Genomic DNA, 12,249 nt, shown 5'->3' with positions numbered 1-12,249 from the left:
TGGGTCCGGCTACGGTGAGAACATGCTTGGGCACAGTACGGTAGGGCGACCTGGTCGGCGCATGACGGCTCCCCTCGCACGCGCATGGATGGCGGCCTTAACCTCCATGCCCGTGCGTGCGACGTTGCGCGTCTCCGCAGGGGTTTGCGTCACATTCGCGATGGTCGTCGCGTGTTCAGCGGCCGGCTCCTCGGCCGGGCGCACCACACGCCCATCCCCGTCGGCCGCGTTATCCAGCCCGCCCATCACCCCGACCGAATCCGAGGCCCCCTCGCGCATCTCCGCCGCCATCCAGCGCATGACGGTCGAGGAAAAAGTCGGCCAGCTCTTCATGCCTGTGCTGTACGGCTCCCGCGCCGACGCGACCCACCAGGAGAACCAGGCCCGTTTCGGCGTCGGAACCCCCGCCCAGGTGATCGAGAAGTACCACCTCGGCGGCATGATCCTCTTCCCCGGCACCGGCAACATCGTCGACGCGAGACAACTGGCCCAACTCACCGCCGGCCTGCGCGCCGCCTCCCCCGACGTCCCCTTCCTCATCGGCGTCGACCAGGAGAACGGCCTGGTCTCCCGCCTCGGCGACCTGGTCACCAAACTCCCTGGCGCCCAGACCCTCGGCGAAACCGGAAACCCCGCCAATGCCCGCGCCGCCGCCAAGATCACCGGCACCGAACTCCGCGCCCTGGGCATCTCGATGGACTTCGCCCCCGTCGCCGACGTGAACGTCAATCCCAGGAACCCCGTCATCGGCCCCCGCGCCTACGGCTCCGACCCCGACCTGGTCGCCGACATGGTCAGCGCCGCCGTCAAGGGCTTCCACGACAGCGGCATCGCCGCCACCGCCAAACACTTCCCCGGCCACGGCGACACCGCCACCGACAGCCATACCGCCCTCCCCGTCATCCGCCACACCCGCGCCGAATGGGAACGCCTCGACGCCCCACCCTTCCGCGCCGCCATCACCTCCGGCGTCGACGCCATCATGACCGCCCACATCCTCATGCCCCGCCTCGACCCCTCCGGCGACCCCGCCACCCTCTCCAAGAAGATCCTCACCGGCCTGCTCCGCAACGAACTCGGCTTCAAAGGCGTCATCTCCACCGACGCCCTCAACATGGAAGGCGTCCGCAAGAAATACGGCGACTCCGAAGTGGCCGTCCGCGCCATCCTCGCCGGCGCCGACATCCTCCTCATGCCCCCCGACCTCCCGACAGCCTACGAAGCCATCCTCACCGCCATAAAGTCCGGCCGCATAACCCAAACCCGCCTAAATCAATCCGTCCACCGAATCCTCAAACTAAAATTCACCCGCTCCCTCGACAACAAAAACTTCTTCCCGCCCCCCAACAAAGCCCCCTCGCTAATCAAAACCTCAGAACATCGCCAGAAGGCCGCCCGTCTAACCGCAAAAGGCTGACCATCCCAACCGGCTTCCCGCCATCGCTTCGCACTTCCGTCAGCTTCCTCATGCCTTCTGCAGCGCGGTGCCGAGGCCGTTCAACTCCTCGGCTCGGTGACGCCCAATTCCGTCAGCTTGCCCTGCGTCAACTCGATGCCGTAGGCATCGCCGAGTTCCTGGAAGACGGTCAGGGCCTCTTCCTGGACGGTCACGGCTTGTTCGAGTCGCCCCGCTTCGGTAAGGGTCACGCCGAACTCGTACAGTGCTTGTCCTGTGCGGTAGCGGTCAGCGGTCTCCCTGAATATGGTCACGGCTTGGTGGTGGGCGGCGGTGGCCTGGTCGAACTGCCCCAGTTGGCGCAGAGCTTTGCCCAGGTTGTTGTAGCCCATTCCCTCGCGGGTGCGGTCGTGGGCTGTCCGGTGGATGTCGATCGCCTGACGGTAGGCGGCGATCGCCTCGTCGGTGCGGCCGGTTTGGCGGAGGGCTATGCCAAGGTTGTTCATGACCATTCCCTCGGCGTGCCGGTCACCGGTCTCGCCGAAGATCGCCAGCGACTCGCGGTGGGCCGTGATGGCCTCCTCGAACTGTCCCAGGTCCGCGAGGGCCAAGCCGTATCCGGTCAAGGCACCCGCTTCCCGCTGCCGGTCCTCGGCCTCCCGGTATCGAACGACGGCCCCGTTGTAGGCGGTGGCGGCCTCCTCGAAGCGCCGCATTTCGCGCAGGGCGATGCCCAGGTTGTTCATCGCCATGCCCTCCCCGTGCCGGTCACCGATCCGTTCACACAGGGCTCTGGCGTCCTCGTGGGCGAGGACGGCTTCGTCGAACCTGCGCGCTTGGGCCAGCGCGACACCAAGCCCTGTCAGTGCCCGTGCCTCGCGCTGCTGGTCTCCTGTTTCCCGAAGGATTCCCGCCGCCTCTCGGTGGCTGGCGGCGGCCTCCTCGAACTGCCGCGTCTCACGTTGCGCGATGCCCAAGTTGTGCAGCGCTCGGCTGGTACCGTTCCGGTCTCCCACGGTTCGGGCCACGTCCAGCGCGACGGAGGCGACGGCGATCGCCTCGTCGAAACGGCGCCGCCAGTTAAGGAAGTCGGCCAGCGCGAAGGCGAGCCGGATGCCGCTGTCAGCGTGACCGGTCGCGGCGGCGAGGGCCACTGCCGCCGTCAGGTTGGGGCGCTCGGTGTCCAGCCAGGCCAGGGCATGCTCGCGGGACGGGAGCATGGGGGAGCGCACCGCGCCCGCGGGCCGATCCACATAGGTGTCAGCGGCTTCGGTTGCTCGGACGTAGTGGTCCAGCAGGCGTCCCGTGGCCGCCGTCCGCTGGTCGGCGTCGTCGGCCCGGCCGTGATCGTCGGCGTACAGGCGGACCAGGTCGTGCATGCGCCAGCGACCCCAGGTCGGCTGAGGTTCGACCAGATGAGCGTCGGCAAGATGTTGCAGTAGTTCCCCGGCCCGGTCGGAATCTGTGCCGGCCAGGCGGGCGGCGGCATCAGTGGACAGATCGGGGCCCGGGTTGAGGGGCAACAGCCGGAACAGCCGAGCCTCATCGGTGTCGAGGAGCTGGTACGACAAGTCGAAGGCGGCGCGTACCGCCCGGTCCGGACGGCGCAACTTGTCCAGACGGGTGTGCTCGGCCTCAAGGGCGGCAGCGAGGTCCGCGGCGGGGCGTTGGGGGGCCGCGGTAAGCAGGGCGGCGGCGATGCGCAGTGCTAGCGGCAGGCCGGCGCACAGGTGGGCGATCGACGTGGCCGCCGCGGGGTCCTCAGCGATGCGGGCGTCCCTGTCCCCGCGGGCGTGGCGCAGCGTCTGGTCGAGCAGGGCGATGGAGGCGGACTCGTCGAGCGTGTCGAGATCGTGCAGGCGGGCGTCGAGTCCGTCAAGGGTGTGGCGGGAGGTGACCAAGGCAGCGGTGGCGCCGTCAGTGGGCAACAGCGGGCGGGCCTGTTCGGCGCTGGAGACGTTGTCGATGACCACGAGGACCCGACGGCCCTTTTCAGCGTAGGCGGCCAGCACACTGCGGTACAGCCGCTGCCGGTCCTGCAGACCGTTGGGTATGTGCTCGCTAGGGAGACCCAGGGCTCGCAGAAAGCCGTCCAGGGCCCGCTCGGGGGACAAGCCAAGCATGGGGTCGTAGCCGAACAGGTCGGTGAACAGCACCCCGCCGGGGAACCAGCCTGATCGTTTGACCGCCCGGGCGGCGGCCTGGACGACCAACTCGGTCTTCCCAACGCCGGCCAGCCCCGACACCGCGGTCACCGGCACCGCCTGCGTCCCGCCCGCGCCGGCTTCCCCATCGTCGAGGGGGGCGAGATTGTCCAGCAGGCGTTCGACATGCTCGTCGCGACCGGTGAAGACGGCAGCGGGGCCGGGCAGGCCGGCCATCGCCGGGCTGATCTGCGCCGGTACCTGGAGGGTGACGTGCCCGCCCTGCACCACCACCCCGATGATCAGGCTGTCGGAGATGACGTTGCTGACCTCGCCCGTCCCGCTCACTCCTGCTCATCCCCATCAGCGGGCTCGTTAGCCCCCACCACCGCCGGCACGGCCACGGCACCACCCGCCCAGCGGGCACCACGCGATGACATACCGCCATCATCCCGCCACAACAAGATCACAACGAGGTGATTGCGGAGAGAAGCTCTCGGTCGCCGCGTGCCACTCGCGGCTCGCGTCGGCATGTGAAGACGACTCTGGTCATTCGTGCACACGGCTTCTGGCATTGACAGCCAGCCCGGCCTGGGTGCGTCCAGGGCCTCAAGAAGGGGTCTTGGAGTGCTTTGGTTGGCGATCATCGTGGTGATCGGCTAGACCATCGCGTCGACGTAGTCGTTGAAGATATCCAGTTCCCGTCCTGTGAGTGGCCTGCCTGGGCGAGCTTGAGGTCCGGCGCCGTCGGTCAGGTCCAGCGGGGGGCGGCGTCCATCCGACGGTTGTCGATATCGGCCGGCATCTCCCGGTGAACTCGGGCCGGCGTATTAGGCTTGAGGGGTTTTGGGTGGAGAGTCATGGGGTGGGAGGGTTTGTGGTTGAGGGTGTGTTGATTGACTGGGGTGGGGTTCTTACTACTGGGTTGGGGGAGGCGATTGATGAGTGGATTGTTGCGGATCGGATTGATGGGGCGCGGTATCGGGATGTGATGCGGGAGCTGATTCGGCATGCCTATGAAGGGGCGGCCGATGGGGAGAACACGATTCATGCACTTGAGCGGGGGGAGATCTCCGCGGCTGAGTTTGAGCAGGGGCTCGCTACTCGGTTGCTTACCGTGGATGGGGTTCCGCCGCTGGCTGACGGGCTGTTGAGCCGGATGTTCGCGGGATTCCGGCCGGTCGAGTCGATGAACGAGATGCTGCGGCGGGCTCGTGCAGCGGGGCTGAAGACGTGCCTGGTGTCGAACTCGTGGGCCAATGACTATCCGCGGGATGACTGGGACGCGCTCTTCGACGCGGTGGTCATTTCCGGTGAAGTTCGTATGCGCAAGCCCGAGCCTCGGATCTTTCATCACGCCCTTGGCCTGCTCGACCTCGCCCCCGACCAGTGTGTCTTCGTCGACGACATCGAAGCCAATGTCGTCGCCGCTCGATCCCTTGGCCTCCATGGGCTCCACCACCACACGCCCAGCGTCACGATCACCCGACTGGAAGCTCTCACCGGCCGCCGTTTGGGGGACGGCATCGCCTGACGCACGTCCCTGTGGTGCTTTTTGGGATGGGCGTGCCGGGATGGTTCTCGCGAGAACTCCTGCGGTGCTGGCACACTCGGGGGTGATCGGCAGCGTTCCAGGCCACTGGGAGCCCCGGACCGTGCGGAGCTCCTGGCATCAGAGCGTCTGTGGCCACACCTCCAGATCCGACCACCCCAGATCCGCCCACCTTCAGATTCGACCACAATCAGACCACGTCGGATCCGACTAGATCCGACGTTTCAGATTCGACCATCTTGAGGACCTCATGCGTGTCTACCTGCCGTGCACGCTTCCGGCGCTTGCCCGCGCGGTGACCACCGGCGAACTCGGTCCGGCACCGCTGACCGGATTCGCGGTGACGCCCGCGCTGGTCGAGTGGTACGTCTCCGGGGACACCGAGGAACTGGAGTATGTCGCCCTGATGGAGGCAGCCCGTGCGTCTCTGCGCATGCTCGCTGCCGACAAAGCCGACGGTTTCGCGGCCCCCGCCCGTCGTGTCGTGGTTGCCGCCGAGGTGCCCGACGCGACGACCCTGGTGAGCCCGGACCTCGACGACCGCGGCCGTGTCCGCGTCCTGGAGTCGGTCCCCCTGGCGAAGCTGGCCTCGGTCCACATCGACGACCTGTCCGCCCAAGAGGACGTCACCGCCGCCATCATCGCTCTCCCCGCTGCCGACGAAGGCGATGACGACGCCCAGTTCACCGTCGATGGTGCGGACGCCCACGAACTCCTCTGGTACGCGACCCAGGAAATCCCCGACCTCCTCACCTAGCAGAACCGTCCGAACTCGCCTAGCGCGGTGTCTTGCCGGGGTGAAAGCGGCAAATCGCTGAGTCCGGTGAGCCATCGTGGCCCGGCCACGGGTCGTAGGTGACCGCACTAGCCAGAACCGACCGACCCCTTTCCGCGTTGAGGGGCCGATGAGCAAGGTCGCAGGGGTGTTCGTGCTGTGCTCAAGAGGTCGGCATGCCGTGTGTGCGCCGTAGCGGTGTATGCGCCCCTGTGGGACGCAGGTCAGGAGCATTGACGGGTGGTAAGTCGAGATATATCTTGAATTTCCTGGATGGGTGGTTCGTTGTCGATCGGATGGGTTGGGGGTGTGGGGCAGGGTCCGTGGTGGCTTTGTTCCGGGGTTATGGGTGCATCTTCTGTGTCGCGGACGTTGGGGCAGCGGGTTCGGGATCTGATTCTGGTCACGGGGCTGGTGACTGAGGTCCGGATGGTCGCGGGGAGGATGCTGGGGATTCGGGTGGAGGGGGAGGGGATCGGTGACCTTGCGTGGGTGGCCGGGCAGCAGGTTCGGGTTCTGGTCACGGATCCCTTGACGTTTCAGAATTGGCGGCGGCCTCGGGATTTCTTGCGGACCTATTCGGTCTGGGATCTCGATGGAGGGCTGGAGCTACGTGTCCTCGATCACGGGGACGGGCCGGGGGCGCGCTGGGCGCGGGGGCTGAAGGTGGGAGATGAGGTGACCTTCAACAAGCCGGAGGGGGCGTTTGTCGCGCAGAAGGCGGCATTTCACCTGTTCGTAGGGGAGGAAACCGCAGCGGTGGCGTTCGGGCCGATGATTCGTGGGCTGGATCCGAGCGCTTCGGTGTACGGGGTTGTTGAGGTCGCCGGGCCGGAGGATCAGCTTGAACTCGGGGACCGGATTCAATGGATCTTTCGTGGGGAGCGGAGTGCCGCGGAGTCGGACGCCCTAGTTGAGGCCGTTCGAGAGTTAAGCCTTCCGGGTGACGACGGTGGCCATCGCGGCGACGGCAACAGCGACGGCAAGGGCGGCGGCAGCGGCGGTGCCGACGGCGGTGGCGAAGGTGGCGGCGAAGGCAGGAATAAGAGCGGCGGGGGTGCGGTCGCTTACGTGGCGGGGGAGGCGAGGACGGTTCAGATGGTTCGTGAGCATTTGGTGCGGGAGCGAGGGTGGTCGCGGCGGGCGGTGCTCACCAAGCCGTTCTGGACGCCGGGGAAGATTGGGATGGAATAGCGGCGCGAGATGACCCGGGTCGGTGGGTGGAGAGATGACGATGGGGTGGGTGGCCAGGGGGTTGTCGGTGGGGTCGATTAAAGTTGGGGGACGATGACACACATTGTTTGGGACTGGAATGGGACGCTCTTCCACGACACGGATGCGGTTGTGGGGGCTACGAACGAGATTTTCCGGCCGTATGGGGTGGGACCTTTCGATCTTGAGAGGTTTCGGGAGGTTTATACGCGGCCGATCTGGGTGGCGTATGAGCGCATCATCGGGCGACCGCTGGCCGAGGGCGAGTGGGAGAAGCTCGATCATGGGTTTCATGAGCACTATCACCGGCTGATGCTGGCGTGCCGCCTGGCCGAGGGTGCGGCGGCGAGCCTGCGGGCCTGGGAGGGCTCGGGACGGACGCAGTCGCTGTTGTCGATGTGGGGGCACGATCGTCTGGTGCCGAAGGTGGGGGAGTTCCAGATCGATCACCACTTCACCCGCGTCGACGGGCTCCGGGCGGCTTCCGGTGGTCCGAAGGCGGAGCACATGGTGCTGCATCTCAAGGCGCTCGATCTCGATCCCAGCAAGGTCGTGGTGATCGGCGACAGCGTCGACGACGCACATGCGGCCGAGCATGTGGGGGCACGGGCAATCCTCTACACCGGCGGCATGACGCGCCGCTCGGAACTCGAGCGAGTAGGCGTGCCTGTGGTGGACTCCCTGGCGCAAGCACTCGACCTCATCTGAAGCTCCGACATCTGAAGATCCGCGGGTCACCGGTCATCGCTTGGTGGCGGCCAAGGCCGGTGGTCGGCTGTCGCGGCGGGGGCCGGAGCGGCGCGTGACGGGTGGTCATTCTGGTTGCGGCTCCGCAGGGGTGGGTCCGCGGCGGGGTGGAGGGGGACGATCTGCGCCGAAGAGGGCAATCCATCTGGCATCGGATGGGCTAAGGGGGAGGCGTTGGCCGTACGCTGGGCGGAGTTGAGTTCGTCCCTCGGAGGTCGCGATTAACCGGCTCGTGCTCTGGAATGTCGATCTGACGCTGGTGGACGTCACGATCGTTGCGCGGGACGCGTACGCCGACGCGTTCCGGATGGTCACCGGGCGGCCGCTGGTGAAGCTGGCGGTGGCCATGGGGCGGCCCGACTCGGAGATCATCTTTGAGACGCTGGCGATCAACGGGATCCAGGTGGAGGACTACCATCTGCCCCGGTTCATCGACGCGCTGGCCGTGGCGTTCACGGACAAGCGGCGGCGGCTGGACAAGGAGGGCCGGGTGATGCCGGGCGCCAAGGACGCGTTGAAGGCGATCTCCCGGCTGGACGGGGTCGTGCAGTCGGTGCTGACTGGGACGATCAAGACCAATGCCGTGCACAAGCTGGCCGCCTTCGGGCTGAACAAGTGGGTGGACTTCGAGGTCGGGGGGTACGGCGAGGAGGTCTACCCCAAAGCCACCCTGCTCCAGGTCGCGCAGGGCCGGGCCAAGGACAAGTACGGTTCCCGTTTCGACGCCGGGAACACCGTGCTGATCGGGGACTCCACCCGTGACGTGCAGGCCGCCCAGATCGGCGGCGCCGGGATGATCGCCGTCGCCTCGGGCCGCTCCACCGAGGCCGAACTGGCCGAAGCCGGAGCCGACATCGTGCTCCCCGACCTTTCCAACGCCTCCGAAGTAGTGGCCGCCATCGCCCGCCTCACCAGCCCGGTCAACCGCAAAGCCAGCTGACAAAGGCTCTGTCGCCTCACTATTAAGGCGATATATCGCTACAAAGCCCGGTTGCGTGGAGGTACGGATGCGTTTCCAGGTGCTCGGGCCGCTTGAGGCGTTCACCGTGGACGGTCACCCGATCGCGCTCGGACCCCGGCGGCAGCGGGCGGTGGTGGCCCGCCTGCTCCTCGCGGGCGGCCGCGTGGTCCCGGCCGATCGCCTGGTCGAGGACCTCTGGAGCGACTCGATCTCCTCGGGCGCCTCCGGTCTGCTCCAGTCGAACATCTCGCTCCTGCGCCGGATCCTCGAACCCGATCGCCCGCCCCGCGCCCCCGCGAAGGTCCTCGTCAGCGCCGCCCCCGGCTACGCCCTGCGCATCCAGCCCGGCGACCTCGACTCCTGGCTCTTCGAACAGGAAGTGCGCCAGGCCGAGGAGTCCGGCCTGGCCCGCGCCCCCGGCCAGGCTCTCACCCTGCTGGATCGCGCGCTCGCCCGCTGGCAGGGCCCCGCGTACTCGGAGGTGGCGGCCGAGGAGTGGGCCGGACCGGAGGTCGTACGCCTGGATGAGTTGCGGGCGCACGCCCGGCAGTTGCGCGCGATGGGCCTGCTGGCGTCGGGCCGGGCGGCCGCGGCCGCCGCCGAGCTGGAGGTGCTGGTCGCCGAGTCGCCGCTGCGGGAGGAGTCGTGGCGGCTGCTGGCGCTGGCGCTCTACCGGTCCGGCCGCCAGGGCGACGCGCTGTCGGTGCTGCGCCGGGCCAGGGACGTCCTGGTCGCGGAGCTCGGGGTGGACCCGGGCCCGCGGCTGCGCGAGACCGAGGTCGCGGTCCTGGCGCAGGATCCCGCCCTCGACCACGCGGCGATGCTGTTCGGCCAGGCGGAGGGCCGCGGGTTGGCGAATCTTGCCGATATCGACCCAGGTCCGGGCGGCGCGACGGAACCGGGCGAGCACGCCAACCAGCCTCGGGGCGGGCCGGATATGTCACGCTCCCGTATGAAAAATCCCGGCATAGGTGATCCAAGATCAGCCCCTCGGCTGATCGGCCGGGACGGTGAGCTCGGGACGCTCCTCGACGCCGCCCAGATGATCGCCTCAATCGGCAGCCGTGGCACCGCCCTGATCTCCGGAGAGCCGGGAATCGGAAAGAGCGCTCTGGTCGGAGCGCTCGCGGCGGAGCTGGAAAGCCGTGGCTGGCTGGTCTCCTGGGGTCGCTGCCCCGAGGCGGAGGGTTCGCCGGCGCTCTGGCCGTGGGCCCAGGTCATGACCACCCTCGACCCGCTCGTGCCGCGTACTCGCGAGGAATGGGAGGTGCTCCGGCTGGGCGCGTCCACCACCCAGTTCCACGTGCACCGGGCCCTGTCCGGATATCTGGCCCGGGTGGCGGAGACCCGCCCGCTGCTGGTGGTGCTGGAGGATCTGAACCGCGCGGACGAGGCCACGCTCGCCGCGCTGCGGGATCTCGCCGCCGACCGGCAACCGGCCGGGGTCTTCGTGGTCGGCACCTACCGGTCCGCCGAGATGGGCGAGGAGCTGGCCGAGACGTGTTCCACCCTGGCCAGGCAGGAGGCGACGCGCATCGACCTGGCGGGCCTGGCCGCCGCCGACGTGGCCGCGCTGGTGCGGCTGACCTGCGCCGAGGTCGACGCCGAGGACCGAGCTGACGACCGGTCTGTGGCCGCCATCGCGGCGCGCGCCGACGGGAACCCGTTCTACGCCAGGGAGACCGCCCGGCTGCTGGCCAGCGAGGGCGTGCTGGTCGCCACCAGTGAGGTCCCGGCCGGTGCCGCCGACGTGATCAGGCGCCGGGTGGCCCGGCTGCCCGCCGTCGCCAGGAACGTGCTGCGCACGTTCGCCGCGCTCGGCCGCGAGGGCGAGGTCTCCGTGCTGGTACGGGCCGAGCAGCATCACGCCGACGAGGTCTACGACGCCCTGGAGATCGCTGTCGTCACCGGCCTGCTGGAGGAACCCGCTCCGGGCCGGGTACGGTTCGCGCACGCTCTGGTCATGGACACCATCTATGGTGACCTGCCGAAACTCCGGCGGGCCCGGCTGCACTTCAGGATCGCCGAGGCGATGGAGGAGCTGCGCCCGGCCGACGTCGGCGCGCTGGCCCACCATTTCGCGGAGGCTGCCACGCTGGGATGTGCGGACAAGGCGGTGCGGTATTGCCGGGCGGCGGCCGTACAGGCGGAGCAGCGGTTCGCCTTTCGGTCGGCGGTGGCGCTGTGGGCGCGGGCGCTGGCCGTGCACCTGCTGGATCCGGGCGGGGATCGGCGGGTACGCGCTGAGTTGCTACGCGAGCGGGCCAGGGCCGAGCAGTTGGCCGGGCTGTCGCAGTCGGCGCGGGAGTCGCGGGCGGAGGCGATCCGGGCCGCCGAGGTGACGGGGGATCGGGCGCTCACGGCGGCGGCGATCACTGCTATCGATACCCCGATGATGTGGAACAACCGCACCCACGGGCAGACGGATGTGGCTCATGTGGAGCTGATCCGCCGCACTCTGGCCGGGCTGCCGGATGGGGAGAGCGAGTTGCGTGCCCGGCTGCTGGCGACGCTGGCGCTGGAGGCGGCGATCTGGCACGACCCGGCGGGCGCGTCCGCCGCGGCCGAGGAGGCGGTCGTGCTTGCCAGGGGTCTTGGCGACGCCTCGGTTCTGGCGGTCGCGCTCAACGCTCACTACTACGTCAACCGGGTCCCGGGGCAGTACGACCTGGTGTTGGAGATCGGTGCCGAGCTCATGGAGCTGGGGCGGCGGGAGCGACTGCCCGGCGTGGAGGCGCTCGGGCTGCTGTCCCGCAGTTCCGCGTTGATGGCGCGGGCGGACGTCGACGAGGCGGCGGCCCTGGTGGAGGCGGCCCGGGAGCTCGCGGGCCGGTACGACCTGCGCGAAGCCGCCGCCCTCGCCGGACTGGCCACCGCCGCCATCCAGCGAATGCAGGGGGACGAGGCCGAAGCGGCACGCGGCTTCGCGAAGGTCGCGGCAGACGCTACTGAAGCCGAAATGTGGGACATATACGGCACGATGACTGTGGTCCGCGTCATCCATCTGCATCAGCAGGGACGTCTGGCCGAGGCCGATCCGGAGATCCAGCAGCTGGCCGACGGCTATCCCCAGGCCGCTCGGTCGCTCCTCTCGGCCCGCATGGCGATGGACGGCCACCCGCAGGCCGCGGAACTGCTGCGCGAGGAACCCGCCTTCGACTACCTCTGGCTGCTCATGCAGGCATTCCGCGCCGACGCCGCCATCACCCTGGGGGATCGGGACATCGCCGAACAGATCTACGCACAGCTATTGCCCTACCGGGACTGCGTCATCGGCGGCGAGACCATATCCATGATCCTTGGGCCGGTCGCCGAATGTATGGCCCGGCTCGCCGTGCTGCTCGGCAGGGATCCGTCCGACGACTGGCGACAGGCCCTCAAGGTCGCACAACGCGCACGAGCCCCCCGCTGGGAGGCCCGCGCCCGCACCGCTCTCCAGGAGAAATAGGTGGTTCTCCCACC

The 12,249-nt window shown here is 68.5% G+C and carries 8 protein-coding genes; 7 read left to right on the top strand and 1 reads right to left on the bottom strand.

The window, feature by feature from the left end; genetic code table 11:
• Positions 1-112 precede the first annotated feature (112 nt).
• A complete protein-coding gene (gene nagZ / locus Aple_RS31040) occupies positions 113-1,417 on the top strand; it encodes a beta-N-acetylhexosaminidase (RefSeq protein WP_246264899.1) in 1,305 nt (434 codons plus the stop codon).
• A gap of 80 nt (positions 1,418-1,497) precedes the next feature.
• On the opposite strand, the gene Aple_RS31035 is transcribed toward nagZ, so the two are convergent.
• Positions 1,498-3,888 carry a tetratricopeptide repeat protein gene (locus tag Aple_RS31035; RefSeq protein WP_155348275.1) on the bottom strand — a complete coding sequence of 797 codons (2,391 nt, stop codon included), beginning with the start codon at positions 3,886-3,888 and terminating at the stop codon, positions 1,498-1,500.
• Positions 3,889-4,429: 541 nt separating this feature from the next.
• On the opposite strand from Aple_RS31035, the gene Aple_RS31030 reads away from it, so the two are divergent.
• The 6 genes from Aple_RS31030 (at position 4,430) to Aple_RS31005 (ending at position 12,235) form a co-directional block, all read left to right on the top strand.
• The gene (locus tag Aple_RS31030) at positions 4,430-5,074 is read left to right on the top strand and encodes an HAD family hydrolase (protein WP_246264898.1); all 645 of its coding nucleotides are present in this window, start codon (positions 4,430-4,432) and stop codon (positions 5,072-5,074) included.
• A 268-nt stretch (positions 5,075-5,342) separates the two neighbouring features.
• Positions 5,343-5,849 carry a DUF6912 family protein gene (locus Aple_RS31025; protein WP_155348273.1) on the top strand — a complete coding sequence of 169 codons (507 nt, stop codon included), beginning with the start codon at positions 5,343-5,345 and terminating at the stop codon, positions 5,847-5,849.
• Positions 5,850-6,227: 378 nt separating this feature from the next.
• On the top strand, positions 6,228-7,061 hold the full coding sequence (locus Aple_RS31020) for a siderophore-interacting protein (protein WP_170321744.1): 834 nt from the start codon (positions 6,228-6,230) through the stop codon (positions 7,059-7,061).
• 93 nt (positions 7,062-7,154) lie between these two features.
• Positions 7,155-7,787, top strand: coding sequence for an HAD family hydrolase (locus Aple_RS31015; protein WP_155348271.1), 633 nt, complete (start codon positions 7,155-7,157; stop codon positions 7,785-7,787).
• Positions 7,788-8,058: 271 nt separating this feature from the next.
• Complete coding sequence (locus Aple_RS31010) at positions 8,059-8,766, top strand: HAD family hydrolase (protein ID WP_246264897.1); 708 nt, start codon at positions 8,059-8,061, stop codon at positions 8,764-8,766.
• Between the two features lie 67 nt (positions 8,767-8,833).
• Positions 8,834-12,235, top strand: a complete 3,402-nt coding sequence (locus Aple_RS31005) for an ATP-binding protein (RefSeq protein ID WP_155348269.1) — start codon at positions 8,834-8,836, stop codon at positions 12,233-12,235.
• The last annotated feature ends 14 nt before the right edge of the window (positions 12,236-12,249 follow it).

This window comes from Acrocarpospora pleiomorpha (assembly GCF_009687885.1).
GTDB classification, from domain to species: Bacteria; Actinomycetota; Actinomycetes; order Streptosporangiales; family Streptosporangiaceae; genus Acrocarpospora; species Acrocarpospora pleiomorpha.
Note: the sequence above shows the minus strand (reverse complement) of the source record. Positions and strands in the feature narration are given on the sequence as shown.